This window comes from Desulfovibrio litoralis DSM 11393 (assembly GCF_900143255.1).
Classification (GTDB): domain Bacteria; phylum Desulfobacterota; class Desulfovibrionia; order Desulfovibrionales; family Desulfovibrionaceae; genus Frigididesulfovibrio_A; species Frigididesulfovibrio_A litoralis.
The window spans coordinates 324,140-342,012 of sequence record NZ_FRDI01000003.1 but is presented as its reverse complement, the minus strand read 5'-3'; the positions used below and the strand labels follow the sequence as shown (position 1 = coordinate 342,012).

The following is a 17,873-nucleotide window of genomic DNA, read 5'->3' as shown; positions in this document are numbered from 1 at the left end:
AAAGTTTATTTTTTAGCCTTGAGCTGAGAATCAAGTTTGAACATTTGCCGCGTTATATCAATATATTGCGTTCCGCTTTCTTCTTCAAATTTCTGTTTTAAAAAGGTAATGGGTTCATGATTTATTTTTTTGACAACAGCCGCCAACATAATTTGAAGGGCTTCTCTGCTTTGTTCGTCCAATTGTGGTAATTTCTTTAATGTTTTATTTAATTCTTCCGTAGCGATTTCATCAGAGCGATTTAAAAGCTCGACGATAGTTGGTTGAAGGTCAAGAGAACGCAACCATGTGCAAAATTTATGTGTTTCTTCTTCGACGATTTTTTTGGCTCTTTCGGCTTCGCTACGTCTTTGAGCAAGATTTTCTTCAACAACGTCTTTTAAATCGTCAATATCATAAAGATAAACGTTATCAAGCTCGTTTACGTTTGTATCAATATCTCTTGGAACGGCGATGTCAATAAAGAACATGGGGCGTTGTTTGCGTTTTTTTAAAACTTCTTTAACCTGATCGGCGTTTATTATGGGTTCGTGTGCTCCGGTTGAGCTGATAATGATGTCTGCTTCTTGCAGTGCCGGAATAAGTTGATTAAAGTCAATGGCTTTAGCGTTTATTTGCGGGAAGTTTTTAATTAATTCTTCGGCTCGTTCCAAAGTTCGGTTGACAACAATCAAATTTGAAATTCCGGCATTAATCAGGTGGGTTGCGGATAATTCCGCCATTTCTCCCGCTCCGATCAACATAGCGGTATAACTTTCCATGTTGCCGAAAATACGTTTTGCTAACTCAACGGCGGCATAGCTAATAGAAACCGCACTCGAGGCGACGGCTGTTTCTGTTCTCACTCTTTTTGCGACAAAAAAAGCTTTATGTAAGAGACGATTAAGAATAATTTTTGTTTGTTTGTCATCAACGGCTTTACGATAAGCGTCTTTTAGCTGTCCTAAAATTTGAGGTTCGCCAAGCACGAGCGAGTCTAAACTTGAGGCAACGCTAAATAAGTGTTTTACCGCATCAAAGCCTTTATGTATGTAGACATGAGACTTTAACTCAGAGGCGGTTTTATTCCTTGCCTTTGCCCAAAGTTCAAGCATGTAGTCGGCGGCACTTTCGTTTTTTCCGACTATGGCGAGTTCGACCCTATTACAGGTAGATAAAATCAGGCATTCTTGAACGGGACAAGTATAGGTTTGTTGACACTTGTCAAAAGAAGGACAAGGCTCTTCCGCATGTTTTTTATTGCTTTGCGTTTGATATTCTTTTTGTTTTTCCCAACATTCTTGTGGGTTGCGTTTCATACAAGGCTTTACGGGTAGTAAACATTTTGCCTTTACCTCAGGGTCAGAAAGGGCAAAAGATTCTCGAATGGAAACGTCAGCACAATGATGATTTAAACCGAGGATAAATATTTCTTTTTTCATAGTGTTGTGAACAGATTGGAATAAGTTGAGGTTTAGAAGGGGGTTTTTAACTCTAAGATAGGCTTATTTTCCGAGCGACAAAGTTTTTAAGGTTTTGTGCTGTTGCTTGTAAAAAAATTATGATGACTGTCTATAAAAAAGTTACTTAATAAAGACAAAATAGCAATACAAAAGACTAAAATTAATAATAAAGCTGTTTTCTTACCTCGCATGTTTAAAGCCAAGCGAAGATAAAACAAATAGGCAAAACAAAGCCAGTTAAAAATTGAAATAAGTTCTTTTGCGTCCCAACTTATGGTCTTTCCCCAAGTTGAACCCGCCCAGATAAAACCTGAGGCTAAGCCCAAAGTATAAAGAGGAAAACCCAAAACCGTAACAAGCTGATTAACATTATCACAGGTAGCCAAGGCGGGAAGGTCGGGGTCAAATTCTTTCAAACGATTTTTTTTATGTTTAATTTTGTTTTCGCTGTAAAGAAAGAATACGCTTGCGGCAAAACCTAAAACCAAAAGGGCAAAACTAATAAAAAATGCACCAATGTGAAAGTTTAAAAAAAGCTGTGATAAGTCGGGTGGAAGATTACTTTTCACGTTGGCAACTTTAAAAGATAAACCCAAAAGCAAGAGAGAAAGCGGTAAAATCGTTACGGAAAGCAATTTAAAGCCAAGTTTTTTCCTGAAAATAATATAAATTAAAACCAAACCAAAAGAGAGTAGGCGTAAATAATAACCTTTTGTGAGGTTATTGGAAAAATCCATGATAAAAATTTCGGCGTTAGCTTCTGTTGAATCAAAGAGCGAAGCGATTAAAAGATAGCCGTGAATAATAAAACCCAAAATCGTCAGATAATAAGACAGATTTTTTAGCTTGTCATATTTAAACTGAATAGCGATCAACACAAGGAAAAAACTTAAAGTATAAAGGGCGATAATGCTAAGTGCAATCATGGAGCAAGTCTCCGATACGGTTATGTAATTGAGATGGAAGGAGTTTTGATAAGGTTTTTTGAGCCTCGCCGACTTGGTTTTGATTAAGTTGGTTCATTAACTCAGAGGCAATTAACTCTCTAAAAATTCTTGTATTCTCTTTTGTATTGAAATTTAGTTCTAAAAGCAAGGGGCGTAATTTACCAAGTAATTTTAGTGTCTTATCAAAACGGTCTGTGATAAAACCTTCTAGTTCTTGACGTATGACTCTTGCCAGAGCCGGGCTTTGTCCTGATGTTGAAATGCTAAGTTGTAATCCGTTATGTGAAAAATGGGCGGGAACAATAAAAGAGCTAAGTTCCGGTGAGTCAATAATGTTACATAGTATATTGTTTTGGTTGCATAAATCAGCGATAAAGTGGTTGATTTCTTTATTGTTTGTACAGGCAAACACTAAGTTACGTCCTAAAATATCGCTATCGGCAACATTTCTTTGTTCAAAAATAAAGTTATTGTTTTCTGTCTGTTGTTTTATGCATTCCAATTTTTCTTTTGTTAACGAGATTAAATCTAATAAAAGCAGGTCTTTGGGTTTGGCTTGCAAAACCGACAAGGTTTTACGCATACCGACTTCACCAGCACCAACTATTAATATGCGAGCTTGAGTTAGATTTATATTTATAGGCAGGTATTGCATGGCTTGTCTTTGTATCATGCTAAAAATTAACAGCTTAAAGAGTTGAGCGGATAAAAATTCCGGCTATGAGTTCGGGGTTATTGGCTTTTAACCTTGCCCTAACGCCTGAGTGTAGGACGCTTATTTTTTCGCCTCTTGTATTTTCGAGGCTGTAACTATTGGGTTCTAGTATAACTTTTTTAAAGTTTGGCAACATTAATTCAGCCGGAAGGCTACTATCCCAAGTTCCTTTTATTTCAATATTCCAGTCGCCTTTTTCTTTGGCGGCTTCGGCAAATTTTTGTTGATCCAAATCAAGTATGCGAGCGAGAAGGCGTTGCCCTTTGGTGTTGGTGTTGTGAGCGTTTTCTGTTCCGGGTTCTGTCTCATTAAAATTAAGTCGCATATTTGGAATAAAAAAGCCTGAACCCAAAGGTCTGGTGGCTGTGCTGAAAAGTTCTTGCAAGTATGCACTTGAATCAAACAAGTTTAGGCTATTGTTTTGCGTAAGCGTGGAAAGCTGATTTAACGCCGCCCGATACACATTAACAACATAGGCGACATAAGCCGAGCTTTTCATACGTCCTTCGATTTTAATCGAGTCAATTTTATTTTTTACAAACCAAGGCAGATAAGGCAACAAACATAAATCTTGTGGCGACCAAAATCTTGCATAATCACGATCTTGATCTATAGTCCAAACTCGTTCGTTTGGTCTTTTGCGTTCACTCACGCTTAATTCTGTTTCGGGATATAAATCGCCATCACAACTATCACATTGTGTTTTGGGTTTGGCTTCCAAGGTTTTATATTCAAAACGACAAGGGTGGGTACAACGTCCTAAGTTTGCCGGGCGGTTATTAAGCCAAGCCGATAACAAACATTGACCGGAAACCGCAAGGCACATAGCACCATGAACGAAAACTTCAAGCTCTGTATCGGGACATTTTTTTCTTAAGCGATAAATATCCGAACAAGAGAGTTCTCTGGCTAAATTGACACGACTTACACCTTGTTCTTTCCAAAAATTAATACTTTCGCTGTTGGTGGTATTGGCTTGAGTTGAAAGATGAATTTCTATTTGAGGAGCATATTTTTTAGCCAGCCTTAAAACGCCGGGGTCAGCAATGATAAAACCATGCACCCCTGCGAGTGCCGCTTGTTCTATTTCGCTGGGAATATTTTTAAGGTGTTTTTCCATAGGCAGGGCATTTAAACAATAATATATCTTTGCTTTTTTTGCCTCTGCTTCGAGAACGGCTGTTTTTAATTGGCTAAAAGAAACACCATCGGCACTTGCTCTTAAGTTAAGGTTTTCGCTACCCATATAAATAGCATCAGCCCCATAGAGCAGGGCTGTTCTAAATTTTTCAAAGTTGCCTGCCGGTGCAAGCAGTTCCGGCAACTTGATTGAAGTATTTTTGCGGTGTGTTTCTTGAAGCACTTTGGAATCCATTTTGAGATAAAATATTTACAATTACTATACAGAAACCACTACATAATAGCAAGCTGCCGGTATGTAGTGGTTTTTTATAGTATATTTTTTTTAAAATTAAAAGAATATAACTGTCATTATTGCAAATAACGGAACGAGGATACCGAATGACCAGGCCATGTAGCCAAAGAAGCTAGGCATCTTAACACCGCTGTCTTCAGCGATAGAACGCACCATAAAGTTTGGAGCGTTACCAATATAAGTGTTTGCACCCATAAATACAGCACCGGCAGAGATTGCCACTAGAGTGCTGATAGCTTCAGTAGTTAACTTAACTGCATCACCACCGGCAGTATTAAAAAATACTAAATAAGTAGGAGCGTTATCCAAGAAGCTTGAGAGCATACCCGTTAACCAAAAATACATAACGTCTACTGGTTTTCCGTCTGGGGTTGTTACAAGAGAGATTAAATCTCTTAAAGCACCATTGTGAGCTGCTTTAAGAATGGCAATAGCGGGAATCATACTGATAAAAATACCTAAAAATAATTTACCGACTTCTACAATCGGGAACCATGAAAATTCGTTTAAACGACGATTTTCAGCGGTGGTAAGTTTAAGAGATAAAAGAGCTATTACAACTAAAATTACGTCACGAGCAATGTTTTGAAGCTCCATAGTAACGTGATAAACGGTTATGCCTGAGCCTGGCTTCCACATACCGCTCATTAATACAGCGGCAACAACACCAAGTAAAAGGAAGAGGTTTATCCCACCATCAATAGCAAGTTTTTCGTTGTTAGCACTTTTAGGGGCTTCAGGGGAACCTTCTTTTTTGTATAAGACAGTATCAATTACAAAATAAAGAGTTAACAAAACAGTCGCAGCGAACAAAGTTTCTGGCCACATATGTTGAGCTGTCCAGAAAAATGGTACACCTTTTAAAAACCCTAAGAATAAAGGTGGGTCGCCTAAAGGAGTTAAAGAACCACCAATGTTAGCTACTAAAAAGATAAAGAATACGACAGTATGTACTTTATATTTACGATGGTTAATAGCACGCAAGAGCGGGCGAATAAACAACATCGCCGCCCCGGTTGTTCCCATCCAGCTAGCGAGTAGAGTTCCGATAAGTAGGATTGTTAGGTTTACTGCCGGAGTCCCTGCTAAAGAACCTTTTAAGCGAACACCGCCGGCAACGGTAAAGAGTGAAAAAAGTAAAATAATAAATGGAATATATTCACCCAAAATAGTGTGTAATACTTCATATAAAGCGAGAGAAGAGCCATAGTATATAGTAAATGGCACTAAAAAAGCTAACGCCCAAAAAGCAGAAACCTTTCCAAAATGGTGATGCCAAAAATTTGGTGCTACCAGTGGAAAAATAGCAATAGATAGCAACATACAGGCAAAAGGAATTATCCACATAATACTAAGTTCCGCACCGTCTAAATGTGGTGCGGCATGTGCAACGTCGGCGACATGTGCAGCCTCCGTTGCGTTTGTTCCAATCGCCCAGCAAAGAGCCGGTATACATAATGTCATTAAAGCAGATAAGATTAACATCAATCCCGATTGTCTTTTCAATGTCATTTTTTTTCCTCCCGGATAGTTAATTGTTGTATGTTATTTTTAAAACAATGTTCTATTCTATAAAAGGCTAAGCTTTATGGCAATCTTTTATTTTAAGCTTATTTTATGATTTGGAAAACTCGATTTTTACGAAAGTTAATTATTACTATGCTTTATAACTCCGTCCAAAATTCCGTTAATAAAGCCTTTAGAATTTTCTTCGGCAAAAAGTTTGGATAACTCTAAGGCTTCGTTAATTGCTACTTTATGGGGAATATCATCACGATATAAAATTTCAAACATAGCTATGCGTAAAATAGTAATTTCTACTTTGCCCATACGTTCGATGCGCCAATGTTGTGAAAAAGTGGCAATATTTTTGTCCAAGTCGTTTAGGCTAAGCCAAACGCCATAGACTAAGTCCCATGCGTAGCCGCTTTGTTCGATATTGTTATCTTCGTTTTCTTCTTTAGACGGAACAGATAAAAACGCTGATTTTAATTTTTCTTCGTTATCTATTTGAGAAAAAGTCAGACCGTATAAAACTTGAAAGGCTTTGGCTCTTGCGTTTTTCCTACTGGCATTTTTCGGTTGAGAGCTTTTTGTTCCGCCGGTCTGCGATTTTGTGTCGTTGGTTTTGCTCATGTTAATCTCTTATATTTTTTCCAAGACTCTTATTGTCTCTAACATGGCGGCGGCGGCATCAACGCCTTTATTTCCGGCTTTTGTTCCGGCTCGTTCTATGGCTTGTTCTATGTTGTCGGTTGTAAGCAGTCCGAATCCCAAGGGAATTCCAAACTCCAAAGAAACTTGTGCCAAGCCTTTGGTCGCTTCGTTGGCAACAAAGTCAAAATGTGGAGTCGCACCTCTAATGACAGCACCAAGGGCAACGATTCCGTTAAATTTTTTAGATTGTGCAAGTTTCTTACAGACAATGGGCATTTCAAACGCACCGGGAATGCGAATAATCGTAATATCATTTTCACTTGCACCGTGGCGTGTTAAATAGTCAACAGCACCCCCAACAAGACGGTCTACGATCAAGTCATTAAAACGAGTGGCAAGAATGGCTATTTTTAGCCCTTTTGCGTCCATTTGTCCTTCTATTGTTTTCATGTTTGGCATTTTTGACTCCGAAATTTTTTACTTTTTATTGTTTATTTATTTCTTACATTTTTGATCAGGCAGGTTTAATAAATGCCCCATTTTTTCTTTTTTAGCTTTTAAATATAACGAGTTATGTTCACAAGCAGCAAGTTCTATCGGTACTCTTTCAACAACCTCAAGCCCATAACCTTCGAGTCCGACTATTTTTGTTGGGTTATTAGTCATAAGACGCATTTTCTTTATGCCTAAGTGAACTAAAATTTGTGCTCCGATACCATAATCTCGCAGATCAGGTTTAAATCCGAGTTTTTCATTGGCTTCAACCGTATCAAAACCTTGGTCTTGTAAGGCATAAGCTTTGATTTTATTAACTAAACCTATACCACGTCCTTCTTGGCGCATATATAAAACAACGCCTGAACCTTCGTCTTCTATTTTTGAGAGTGCTACAGAAAGCTGTGGACCGCAATCACAACGCAGACTACCTAAAATATCACCGGTAAAACATTCGCTGTGAACACGCACCAAGGTTGGTTTACTTGGATCAATAGTTCCTTTAACCAAGGCGATATGAACGTCATTGCTCAAGTCGTTTTCAAAGGCAATAATTTTAAAATCGCCGTAACGAGTTGGGATATTTGCTTCTGCCAGACAACGAATAGAGAGTAAGCCGGTACGCATGCGCAACCTGATTAAGTCTTTGATTGTTGCAATTTTTAGATTATGTTTTTCGGCAAATTTAATTAAATCAGGCATACGAGACATTTCGCCGTTGTCATTAATAATTTCACAGATAACCGCACCGGGCTTTAAACCGGCAAAACGAGCGAGGTCTACGCTACCTTCGGTTTGTCCGGCACGCACGAGTACGCCGCCTTTTTGGGCTTTTAAAGGGAAAATATGCCCCGGAGAAACAATATCGTTTGGTTTTACATCATCTTTAATCGCAGTAAGTATGGTGGTTGCTCGATCTGCTGCGGAAATTCCCGTTGTTACGCCTTTTCTGGCTTCTATGGAAACAGTAAAGTTTGTACCGAATTGCGATTCGTTTCTTGTTGCCATTAGTGGAAGCTCGAGTTTTTCAACCCACTCAGGTCCAAGGGGCATACAGATAAGTCCGCGTCCGTGAATCGCCATAAAATTAATGATTTCGGGAGTAATAAATTCGGCGGCAATCGTTAAATCACCTTCATTTTCACGATCTTCGTCGTCAACGAGAATAATCATTTTACCTTGGCGTATTTCTTCTATGGCTTCTTCGGCACTGCAAATTGGGGAATGAGCACTCATATTATTCTCCTTAACGTATCATAAATTTTTTTGTGATTTTTTTGTAATCTTTTATTAAGCTGTTTTTAAAATCCGTTTTCTCTTAAAAACTCCAAACTGAGCTGTGTTTTTTCCGCTTGTTTTTCCGTTTGTGTTTTGGGCTTAAGATAATGGGTTAACATACGTTTAACATATTTTCCCAGTAAATCGGTTTCAAGGTTAACTTTATAACCTTTTTTCCAAGTTGAAATATTTGTGATATTTTGTGTTTCCGGAATTATACTAACTGTAAAAAAATCTGTTTCACATTCATTAACGGTGAGGCTTATTCCATCTAACGCCACGGAACCTTTAGAAATAATTTCGCTTGTATATTCGTTTGGAATTAAAATTTTATAAATTATCGCCAATCCGACTTTGTTTATTTCGCTTACTTCGGCTAAACAATCAACATGACCTGAAACTAAGTGTCCGCCAAGCCTGTCGCCTAAGGCTAAAGCTCGTTCTGTATTGACTTTTGTTCCGATTTTCCAGTTGTTTAAATTGGTACATTTTAAAGTTTCGTTAGATACAAAGACGGTATAAGAGTCGGTCGTAAAGCTTTCAACGGTTAAACAAACGCCATTAGCGGCTATGCTTTCACCTTTTTGAAAATTTTTCAGTTCAAAAAGAGGCGTAAAGCATATTCGGCATTCGTTTGCCATTTTATCCAAACCGCTTATACGGGCTTGCCCTTGTATTATTCCTGTAAACATTTTGTTAGTTTTTCTTAGCTGTTATATTAGGCTGAAAAGTGTTTATACATTGTAAAATGTCGTTATGAGGTCTTAGCTTTATAATGGTATCAGTTCCGAGAATTTTTATACTCAATATTTTTAAAGGAATAGCTTCGGTCATTTGCATCGGACAACGCCCGTCAAAAAGACTGATTGCTTCATGGTCTCCTAATATTTTAGGGGCATAATGCAAATGAAGTTCATGTGCTAAACCGTCATCAAGCAAGGCTGTTCCGAGTTTTCCGCCACCTTCACACATGAGGTGATAACAATTGTGTTCTTTTCTTAAAATTTCCAAACCCACACTTAAATCAAGAGTAACCCTAGTTGAACTTCCAGCTTTTGCTTTAATGGGTAAACCGTAAACAGTTACTCCGATATTGCGTAAAGCGGCTGCTTTTGGGCTTGCCGCCGCTGCGACTGTTGTCCAAAAAATAGTTTGGGTTGGGCGTTCTTTAATGAGTTTAAAGTTTGATTCAGCAGAGGGTAGCCTTGAGGTTACGATAACTGCTAAGGGTTGTTTGGTTGCCGGAGGACAGCCCTCTTTGGGGCGATAAGTCAGGCTTGGATCATCTTGATTAAAGGTGTTGCCCCCAACGATAATAGCGTCCATCTTGCTTCTTAAAAAGTGTACCTCAGCCCTGCTTTCTTCCGAGCTAATCCACTGAGACTGTCCTGTTCTACTAGCGATTCTTCCGTCGAGGGTTGAGGCTAGTTTAAGAATAGTATAAGGCACATTTGTTGTTTTCCAAACATAAAAGTCGGCAATCAGATCAAGGCAGGCTTCTTCGGCTATTCCAACTTTAACGTTAAGCCCTTTTTCTTGTAAAAAAGTCGCACCGCCCGAGGCTTCGGGGTTTGGGTCAAGACAACCTATGACAATATTTTGAATGCCTGATTGTAAAATTGCCTCTGTGCAGGGCGGAGTTTTTCCTTTGTGTTTGCAAGGCTCTAAGGTGATAAAGAGAATATGATCCGTTAGGTTGAGGTTTTTATTTTTTGCTTCATTAAGAGCGTTAATTTCAGCATGAGCTTCCCCATAAGCTTTATGAAAACCTTGGGCAACTATTTCTCCTTGAGGTGAAACGATTAATGCACCAACACAAGGATTGGGCGTTGTTATCCAACGTCCTTGTTTTGCTAATTCTACAGCTTTTAACATTAAATTATGAATTTTGTGCTCAGAAATATTCAAAACAAACCTCTCGTAAACGATCTAATTAAAATAAACGGTGTTTTTCTCTTATAACCAAATTGTGTAAAATTTGCAAAGCACAAAGTAGTCTTTTTTATGAGAGTTTTTTTTAGGTAATGAGTAAAAATAATACAAATTTTTTGTGTTAAAATAGGTTAAGTTATATTCGAATTATTCTTAAAATTAATAATTTTAAGCTCAACTCCGGCTTCTTTCAAGATCTCATCGGCGAGAGGGTCGGGGTAGTTTTCGGCTGAATATATTGTTGTGATGTTACAGTTAATCAGCATTTTAGCACAAATACTGCATGGTTTGTGGGTGCAATAAATAACCGAACCGCCTAAGGGTATTCCGTGGAGAGCCGCTTGGATAATCACATTTTGTTCGGCGTGAAGAGCCCGACAAAGTTCGTGTCTTTGACCTGAGGGAATATTTTCTGCATCTCTTTTACAACCTATATCAAGACAGTGGGAGACTTTTGAAGGTGCTCCGTTATAGCCTGTTGCTAAAATTCTTTTGTCTTTAACTGCAATTGCCCCGACCCGTCTTCTTAAACAAGTAGAACGTTCTGCAACCAAATAAGTGATTTGCATAAAGTATTGGTCCCAAGAAATGCGTTGGGGTTTTATATTGAGTTCAGTCATGGTAAGTTTGTCTTGATTGTTCATAGTTTGAAGACCGTTGCAAAACTTTGTTTTATGTTCTTTGTTTATCATTTTATATTTTGTTTGCACGCCGCATAAAATGTCTTAATCCTCAAAAAAACGCTAAATTTACAGGAAAAATAAATTTGACTTTTGGTTTCGTGGTTATAGTTTCGAAGTTATAAAGTCTACCGGCAGGCAAAGCGGTATGAGTATCTTTATTCGTGTTTTTTAGAGTTGAGGCTATTGTGAAATAGTCTCGTCTTTTATTTTTCTATTAAAGAGCATTTGTTTTATTCGCCTGCTTAAAAAAATAAGTCAAGGAAAAGCTTTTATTTTGGTTTTTTAATAAAACAACAGGTCATTTCGTTTTTTGAAATGACCTGTTGTTTTGATATTTTTATATAAAGAGCTTACCAAGCAAAAAGTGGAAACTTTTTAGAAAAGGCGGTTACTCTTTTGTTTATATCAGCCAAAGCAGTTTCATTGTTGTGTTTTGCAAGAGCTTCAGTAATAAAAGCCGCAACTTGTTGCATGTCTTTTTCTTTAAAGCCTCTGGTGGTTAGAGCCGGAGATCCTAAACGAATTCCTGAGGTTACAAAAGGCGAACGAGTTTCAAAAGGTATTGTGTTTTTATTAACGGTAATACCGGCAAGGTCAAGGGCGTGTTCCGCATCCTTTCCCGTATAATCTTTTAAGCTTAAATCTAATAACATCAAATGGTTATCTGTTCCGTTTGAAACAAGTTTAAAACCGGCGTTTTTGAGTTCGCTTGCTAAAACTTGTGCGTTTTTCACAACCATTTTTTGATATTCTTTAAATGCGGGTTTTAAAGCTTCGCCAAGGGCAATGGCTTTAGCGGCAATAACGTGCATTAAAGGACCGCCTTGAATTCCCGGAAAGATTTGACTATTTATGGTTTTTCCAAATTCTTCAGTGGCAAAGATCATTCCGCCTCTTGGACCACGCAAAGTTTTGTGAGTTGTTGTCGTAATAAACTGGGCGTGCCCTACGGGAGTAGGGTGTTCGCCTGTTGCGACCAAACCTGCGATATGAGCCATATCGACCATTAATTTAGCCCCGACGGAATCGGCGATTGCTTTAAACTTATCAAAATGCAAAGTTCTTGGATAAGCACTTGCTCCGGCAACAATCAACGCAGGTTTATGTTCTTCGGCAAGTTTTTTGAGTTGATCAAAGTCAATCAATCCGCTTTCTTTATCAACTCCGTAAGACACGATCTTATAAAGACGACCGGAAAAGTTTACGGGGCTACCGTGGGTTAAGTGTCCACCGTGTGAGAGATCCATGCCGAGTATGGTGTCTCCGGGTTTTAAAGCGGCAAAGTAAACGCCCATATTTGCCTGACTGCCTGAGTGAGGTTGGGCATTAACATAGTCTACGCCAAAGAGTTCTTTTGCTCTTTCAACAGCCAAATCTTCTACCAAGTCAACATATTCACAACCGCCGTAATAGCGTTTATGAGCGTAACCTTCGGCATATTTATTGGTTAAAACAGAGCCTTGAGCTTCTCTAACCGCTTGAGAAACAAAGTTTTCCGAGGCGATAAGTTCAAGCTTTTCGGTTTGCCTTCCCATTTCTTTAATAATGGCATCAGCAACCGCTTTATCGTTTAAGATAATATTTTCCATTTATTGATTCCTTATGCTTCCCAACGTTTAAACAAGACGCTTGCGTTTGTTCCGCCAAAGCCAAATGAGTTGCAGAGAGCGTAAGTTGGATCAAGTTTTTTAGAACCGTTGGACATATAGTTTAGATCACATTCAGGGTCAGGGTTTTCATAGTTAATAGTTCCCGGAATAATCCCTGTATTTAAGGTCATAACGGAAAATACGCTTTCAATACCGCCGGCAGCACCGAGTAAATGTCCGGTCATTGATTTATTCGCAGTAATCGGAATATTGTAAGCATGTTTGCCAAAGAGCTTTTTGATTGCTGTTGTTTCACAAAAGTCATTAAGATAAGTGGAGGTAGCGTGTGCATTAATATGATCAATATCAGACGGTTGTAACCCGGCATCTTTGATCGCATTACTCATGGCTTTTGCCATGCACTCTCCGTCTTCTCTTGGGGCAGTCATATGGTTTGCATCATCAGAAGCACCGAAACCAATGATTTCGCCATAGATGGTTGCTCCACGAGCCTTAGCAGACTCGAGACTTTCAAGCATTATGAATCCGGCACCTTCGCCCATAACAAAGCCGTTACGGTTTTTATCAAAAGGACGAGAGGCTTTGGTGGGTTCTTCGTTGTGAGTAGAAAGGGCTTTCATGGATGTAAAGCCGGATATACCCATTGGGGTAATGGTTGATTCAACACCGCCCGTAATCATAGCATCAGCACGCCCGAGTAAAATCTCGGAATAAGCCGCACCGATAGCATGAAGAGCAGAGGCACAGGCACTGGTCATAACTACGTTTGTGCCTTTTATTCCGGTCGCTATAGCGATTTGTCCGGGTGCCATGTTTGATATAAGCATGGGTATCATAAAAGGAGAGACTTTGTTTGGGCCGGCTTCGACCAAGCGAGAGTGGAACACTTCGATTGTCGCAAGACCGCCTATTCCAACACCAAGAATAATACCTATTTTATCTTCGTTTTCAGGGGTAATAACATATTTGGAATGGCTCATAAGAGAGTTTCCGTTGGCAACGGCATACTGCACGAATAAATCCATGCGTTTTGCATTTTTTGCACTGATTCCAAAGTGTTCGGGGTCAAAGTTTTTGATCTCACCCGCTATGCGACTAGTATATTCAGACGCATCAAAACGTGTAATGGGGGCTATCCCAGATTTACCAGCCACAAGATTTTCCCAGCTACTGGCGAGGTCGTTGCCCAGTGGGGTTAGAGCCGAAAGACCTGTAACCACAACGCGTTTTCTAGACATGGATAAATCCTCAATCAATAAAATTATTAAAAAAAAAATTACCAATAACAATTTATATAGTATATAGTTTATTGTTATAAAAGGCAATGAATTATTAGTATTAAGACCTTGTTCTGTTATATCAAGACCATTGCAAAACTTTGTTTTGCGTACTTTTGTCATCATTTTATGCTCTGTATGCACATAGCATAAAACGTCTTAAGTCACAAAACCCACTAATTTTACAGGAAAATTAAATTTTCCTTATTCGTGGTTTTTGGAGTGTCTTTCTGACGAAAGCCACTTTGAGCCTATTGTGCAATAGTCTCATATCAGTAAAAAAATTACCTTATGTTTAACATAAGGTAATTTTAAAGTATAACTCATTATAAAACCAGAATTTTGCCTGATAGTTACAATGATAAAGATAATACATTGATAAGTTTTTTATATCAAACTTATTTTGTTTTATTTTCGATATATGAGATAGCGTCTTGTACTTTAAGAATTTTTTGAGCATCATTTTCATCAATGGTGATGGAGAAAGTATCTTCCATATTCATGATAAGCTCAGTCAAATCAAGAGAGTCAGCACCAAGGTCTTCTAAAAAAGAAGCTTCTGGTTTAACGTCTTCCGGTTTAACTCCGAGTTGATCAACAATAATTTTTCTTACTTTTTCTTCTACAGACATGATTCCTCCGAATGGTTGCTACCATTTTATTTTATGTTTAAAAACAAGCTCTTTTACAAGCTTGAAATGTTTTTTAACTATACATTCCACCGTTTACTGCCAATACTTGAGCCGTAATGTAATTAGCTTTTGGAGAGGCTAAAAACGCTACTGCTTCGGCTACATCTTCGGCTGATCCAAGACGACCGAGGGGAATAGCCTTTGCGTAATTTGCTTTAACTTCATCAGACAATGTTGCAGTCATTTCCGTTTCGATAAAACCGGGGGCAACTGCGTTGACGGTAACGTTTCGAGCCGCCAATTCTTTTGCCAAAGATTTGGTCATTCCGATAACACCGGCTTTAGTCGCAGAGTAATTGATTTGCCCGGGGTTACCCATTTGCCCTACAACAGAAGATATATTGATAATTTTTCCGCTACGTGCTTTCGCCATTAATTTACTGGCTTCACGCATACAATAAAACGCTCCGCGTAAGTTTATATCGATAACTGAGTTAAAATCTTCGTCTTTCATGCGTAAAATAAGACCATCTTTGGTGATTCCCGCATTATTAACCAAAACTTCGAGTTTAACTTTATCTTTAATTTCATTGTTAAAGAGTTCGCTAACGGCGTTTGAGTCTCCGACATTAAGTTTAAAAGCTTTTGCTGTTCCGCCGCTTTTAATAATTTCGTTTACTACCGCTTCGGCTTCGTCTGACCTGCTGACGTAAGTCAAGATAATTTGAAAACCGTCTCTGGATAAAATTTTAGCTATACTTTTTCCTATTCCTCTCGAACCGCCGGTAACTAGTGCCGTTGGGGCTGTGGGGCTAAATTCACCCATGTGCAGGTCTCCTTTAGTGCTTTGAAAATAAGATTTTTAGTGATTAATCACTAAACAACAACTTTATATTTATGTTAAAATAAAAATAAAACGCTTTTAAAAATTACGCATTATTCAGTTTGTTTTTTATATATAACCGAAGAATCAACGAAAGACAATTATTTAGTTTAAGAGAAAGATTAATTTTTTATTGTTTGAAATAAGGCGGTTCCCCATGTAAAACCGGCCCCAAACGTTGTAAGCAAAATTTTTTGATTTTCTTTGATCAATTTTTTTTCTTTTGCTTCTTTTAAAGCAATGGGAATTGAGGCGGCTGAGGTATTTCCATATTTTTCTACATTGGAAAAAATTTTTTCTTGGCTAAAATTCATTTGTTTTCCAACGGCTTCGATAATACGCATATTGGCTTGATGTGAAATAAATAAGTCAATATCGTTTCCCGTTAGGTTCATCTGGGTTAAAAGTTCTTCACAAATACTCGTCATAGAACGCACGGCGTGTTTAAATACTTCTCTTCCTTCCATTTCCAAAAAGTATTCTTTTCCGACTTTATCGTTTAATTTATAAGGATAAGCCGAGCCACCGCCTTTTATGGTTAAAAGTTGTCCCAAGTCTCCGTCAGAATTTAATTTTAGACCGATCAGATTGGCAAAACCTTTTTTTTCTCCGATTTTAGAATCTTTGTGAGTAAAAACGCCCGCTCCGGAGCCGTCTCCAAATAAAACACAGGTTGTTCTATCTTCCCAGTTGGAACGCAAAGATAAAATCTCAACGGCAACGAGTAAAACAACAGCGTTTGGGTTAGTCGAAACAAGGGCGTTAACCAACTCTAACCCATAAATAAACCCAGAACAGCCGGCATTAATATCAAGCGCCGTTTGTCCTTTAATATTCAACTTTTGAGCAATGATACAAGCGTTATTGGGGCAGTAAGTATCAGGGGTGCAAGTCGCACAAATAATGTGAGTCAGTTGTTCGGCTTTTATGCCGGCATCATTCAATGCCTGCAGAGCGGCGGTTACAGCGAGGTCTGTTCCAAGCTCTTGGTCAATAACTCTTCGTTCTTTTATTCCGGTTCTGGTATAAATCCATTCATCAGTCGTATCAACAATCTTTTCAAGATCTTTGTTGGTAATGACTTTTTGGGGAATACCCGCTCCGACTCCTCGCAACTGAGCAGAAAAATTCATAATAACAACCTTAGTGCTTAATTGCTTTGCTATAGCGAGAAAGTTCTTCGTTAGCACTGATTGCTTCGGTTAAGCGTTGATTTGTGCCTTTCCTGACATAATTTGCCGCCATGATGGTTGCATTAGTGATGGCTTTGATGTTTGATTTTCCATGACAGACTATGGCGATATTTTGCAAGCCGAGCAGGGGCGCTCCGCCATATTCGGCATAATCTACGATACGGGAAAAGCGTTTAAAGGCTGATTTAGAAAGCCAAGCTCCGAGTTTGGTTACCGTAGAAGAAAAAATTTCGCGTTTTAAAACTCTGGCGAGCGAACCGGCAAGACCTTCGGATAACTTTAAGGCAACGTTACCGACAAAACCATCGGAAACAATAACATCAACATCACCCGTAAAGAGGTCTCTTCCTTCAACGTTTCCAACAAAATTAATATTTTTTGCCAATTTAAAGAGATCGTAAGATTCTTTAACAAGGTTGTTGCCTTTTCCTTCTTCTTCGCCAATAGATAAAAGCCCGATTCTTGGGCTTGAAATATCGAGCAAATCTTGGGCAAAAGGGTGAGCCATAAGACCAAACTGAAAAAGATGGTGGGCTTTACAGTCTACGTTAGCACCAACATCAAGCAAAATAGCCGGATTTTTTTCGGTTGGGATAATGGTTGCGAGTGCTGGGCGCTCAACTCCGGGAACACGCCCGATAATAAACATTCCGCAAGCGACTGAGGCTCCGGAATGACCTGCACTGACAAAACCGTCAGCCTTAGCTTCTTTGACCAAACGACAACAAATCTGAATAGACGCATCTTTTTTGCGTCTTAATATATCAGACGGTTGTTCGTTCATAAGGGCAACTTCAGCTGCATGAACTATCTCAAAATTAACGCCACTACAATCGTGTTGTTTTAGTTCAAGTTCTATAGCTTCTTTACGCCCTACAAGGAGTAGGTCGATATTGCTACTGCGAGCTGCGGCTAATGCCCCAGGTAACACAACGGGCGGTCCAAAATCGCCGCCCATAATGTCAACAGCTATAACAGGTTTTTTAATACCCATATAAATTAGTTCGCCTCTGTGCTTTTTACCTGAACAACAGTACGATCACGGTAAACGCCACAAGCAGGACAGGCGGTATGAGAAAGGGTTGCTTCTCCGCATTTGCAGAAAACAACGTTAGGAATGTCTACTTGGTGGTGGGCGCGACGCATTCCTTTTTTGGATTTTGATTTTTTATTTTGTTGAACAGCCATGTGTAT

The 17,873-nt window shown here is 38.8% G+C and carries 18 protein-coding genes; all 18 read right to left on the bottom strand.

The features are described from left to right. Positions 1–5: 5 nt before the first annotated feature. Positions 6–1,421 carry a glutamyl-tRNA reductase gene (hemA, locus tag BT999_RS04000; protein ID WP_072696478.1) on the bottom strand — a complete coding sequence of 472 codons (1,416 nt, stop codon included), beginning with the start codon at positions 1,419–1,421 and terminating at the stop codon, positions 6–8. 86 nt (positions 1,422–1,507) lie between these two features. Continuing rightward, positions 1,508–2,368 (bottom strand): cytochrome c biogenesis protein CcsA, encoded by an 861-nt coding sequence (ccsA, locus tag BT999_RS03995; protein WP_072696477.1) that lies wholly within the window; start codon positions 2,366–2,368, stop codon positions 1,508–1,510. Next, on the bottom strand, positions 2,355–3,062 hold the full coding sequence (locus BT999_RS03990) for a precorrin-2 dehydrogenase/sirohydrochlorin ferrochelatase family protein (RefSeq protein ID WP_084650579.1): 708 nt from the start codon (positions 3,060–3,062) through the stop codon (positions 2,355–2,357). Before BT999_RS03990 ends, ccsA begins: the two co-directional genes overlap by 14 nt. Positions 3,063–3,078: 16 nt before the next feature. Beyond that, a complete protein-coding gene (locus BT999_RS03985) occupies positions 3,079–4,467 on the bottom strand; it encodes a peptidase U32 family protein (RefSeq protein WP_178139309.1) in 1,389 nt (462 codons plus the stop codon). A 108-nt stretch (positions 4,468–4,575) separates the two neighbouring features. Further along, on the bottom strand, positions 4,576–6,051 hold the full coding sequence (locus BT999_RS03980; RefSeq protein WP_281246531.1) for a sodium:proton antiporter: 1,476 nt from the start codon (positions 6,049–6,051) through the stop codon (positions 4,576–4,578). A gap of 135 nt (positions 6,052–6,186) precedes the next feature. Next, positions 6,187–6,675: a transcription antitermination factor NusB gene (gene nusB / locus BT999_RS03975; RefSeq protein ID WP_072696475.1), complete on the bottom strand. Its 489-nt coding sequence runs from the start codon at positions 6,673–6,675 to the stop codon at positions 6,187–6,189. Positions 6,676–6,684: 9 nt separating this feature from the next. Beyond that, positions 6,685–7,155 carry a 6,7-dimethyl-8-ribityllumazine synthase gene (gene ribH, locus BT999_RS03970; RefSeq protein ID WP_072696474.1) on the bottom strand — a complete coding sequence of 157 codons (471 nt, stop codon included), beginning with the start codon at positions 7,153–7,155 and terminating at the stop codon, positions 6,685–6,687. 36 nt (positions 7,156–7,191) lie between these two features. Next, a complete protein-coding gene (locus BT999_RS03965) occupies positions 7,192–8,427 on the bottom strand; it encodes a bifunctional 3,4-dihydroxy-2-butanone-4-phosphate synthase/GTP cyclohydrolase II (protein WP_072696473.1) in 1,236 nt (411 codons plus the stop codon). Between the two features lie 65 nt (positions 8,428–8,492). Continuing rightward, positions 8,493–9,161 carry a riboflavin synthase gene (locus tag BT999_RS03960; protein WP_072696472.1) on the bottom strand — a complete coding sequence of 223 codons (669 nt, stop codon included), beginning with the start codon at positions 9,159–9,161 and terminating at the stop codon, positions 8,493–8,495. 4 nt (positions 9,162–9,165) lie between these two features. Continuing rightward, entirely contained in the window at positions 9,166–10,377 is a 1,212-nt protein-coding gene (ribD, locus tag BT999_RS03955; RefSeq protein WP_072696471.1) for a bifunctional diaminohydroxyphosphoribosylaminopyrimidine deaminase/5-amino-6-(5-phosphoribosylamino)uracil reductase RibD, read from the bottom strand. A gap of 155 nt (positions 10,378–10,532) precedes the next feature. Further along, positions 10,533–11,045 (bottom strand): deoxycytidylate deaminase, encoded by a 513-nt coding sequence (locus BT999_RS03950; RefSeq protein ID WP_425429655.1) that lies wholly within the window; start codon positions 11,043–11,045, stop codon positions 10,533–10,535. A 389-nt stretch (positions 11,046–11,434) separates the two neighbouring features. Continuing rightward, positions 11,435–12,673, bottom strand: coding sequence for a serine hydroxymethyltransferase (gene glyA / locus BT999_RS03945; RefSeq protein ID WP_072696470.1), 1,239 nt, complete (start codon positions 12,671–12,673; stop codon positions 11,435–11,437). An 11-nt stretch (positions 12,674–12,684) separates the two neighbouring features. Beyond that, positions 12,685–13,932 (bottom strand): beta-ketoacyl-ACP synthase II, encoded by a 1,248-nt coding sequence (gene fabF, locus BT999_RS03940; protein WP_072696650.1) that lies wholly within the window; start codon positions 13,930–13,932, stop codon positions 12,685–12,687. Positions 13,933–14,369: 437 nt separating this feature from the next. Then, positions 14,370–14,603, bottom strand: a complete 234-nt coding sequence (acpP, locus tag BT999_RS03935) for an acyl carrier protein (RefSeq protein WP_072696469.1) — start codon at positions 14,601–14,603, stop codon at positions 14,370–14,372. 73 nt (positions 14,604–14,676) lie between these two features. Next, a complete protein-coding gene (fabG, locus tag BT999_RS03930) occupies positions 14,677–15,429 on the bottom strand; it encodes a 3-oxoacyl-[acyl-carrier-protein] reductase (protein WP_072696468.1) in 753 nt (250 codons plus the stop codon). Positions 15,430–15,608: 179 nt separating this feature from the next. Then, the gene (locus BT999_RS03925) at positions 15,609–16,619 is read right to left on the bottom strand and encodes a beta-ketoacyl-ACP synthase III (protein ID WP_072696467.1); all 1,011 of its coding nucleotides are present in this window, start codon (positions 16,617–16,619) and stop codon (positions 15,609–15,611) included. Positions 16,620–16,629: 10 nt separating this feature from the next. Then, entirely contained in the window at positions 16,630–17,667 is a 1,038-nt protein-coding gene (gene plsX, locus BT999_RS03920; protein WP_178139313.1) for a phosphate acyltransferase PlsX, read from the bottom strand. 11 nt (positions 17,668–17,678) lie between these two features. Next, positions 17,679–17,867: a 50S ribosomal protein L32 gene (gene rpmF, locus BT999_RS03915; protein WP_072696465.1), complete on the bottom strand. Its 189-nt coding sequence runs from the start codon at positions 17,865–17,867 to the stop codon at positions 17,679–17,681. Between the last annotated feature and the right edge of the window lie 6 nt (positions 17,868–17,873).

Coding starts and splice junctions, on each gene's coding strand:
- hemA (WP_072696478.1), bottom strand. CDS start 1,421: ATGAAAAAAGAAATATTTATCCTCGGTTTAAATCATCATTGTGCTGAC.
- ccsA (WP_072696477.1), bottom strand. CDS start 2,368: ATGATTGCACTTAGCATTATCGCCCTTTATACTTTAAGTTTTTTCCTT.
- BT999_RS03990 (WP_084650579.1), bottom strand. CDS start 3,062: ATGATACAAAGACAAGCCATGCAATACCTGCCTATAAATATAAATCTA.
- BT999_RS03980 (WP_281246531.1), bottom strand. CDS start 6,051: ATGACATTGAAAAGACAATCGGGATTGATGTTAATCTTATCTGCTTTA.
- nusB (WP_072696475.1), bottom strand. CDS start 6,675: ATGAGCAAAACCAACGACACAAAATCGCAGACCGGCGGAACAAAAAGC.
- ribH (WP_072696474.1), bottom strand. CDS start 7,155: ATGCCAAACATGAAAACAATAGAAGGACAAATGGACGCAAAAGGGCTA.
- BT999_RS03965 (WP_072696473.1), bottom strand. CDS start 8,427: ATGAGTGCTCATTCCCCAATTTGCAGTGCCGAAGAAGCCATAGAAGAA.
- BT999_RS03960 (WP_072696472.1), bottom strand. CDS start 9,161: ATGTTTACAGGAATAATACAAGGGCAAGCCCGTATAAGCGGTTTGGAT.
- BT999_RS03950 (WP_425429655.1), bottom strand. CDS start 11,045: ATGAACAATCAAGACAAACTTACCATGACTGAACTCAATATAAAACCC.
- glyA (WP_072696470.1), bottom strand. CDS start 12,673: ATGGAAAATATTATCTTAAACGATAAAGCGGTTGCTGATGCCATTATT.
- fabF (WP_072696650.1), bottom strand. CDS start 13,932: ATGTCTAGAAAACGCGTTGTGGTTACAGGTCTTTCGGCTCTAACCCCA.
- acpP (WP_072696469.1), bottom strand. CDS start 14,603: ATGTCTGTAGAAGAAAAAGTAAGAAAAATTATTGTTGATCAACTCGGA.
- fabG (WP_072696468.1), bottom strand. CDS start 15,429: ATGGGTGAATTTAGCCCCACAGCCCCAACGGCACTAGTTACCGGCGGT.
- BT999_RS03925 (WP_072696467.1), bottom strand. CDS start 16,619: ATGAATTTTTCTGCTCAGTTGCGAGGAGTCGGAGCGGGTATTCCCCAA.
- rpmF (WP_072696465.1), bottom strand. CDS start 17,867: ATGGCTGTTCAACAAAATAAAAAATCAAAATCCAAAAAAGGAATGCGT.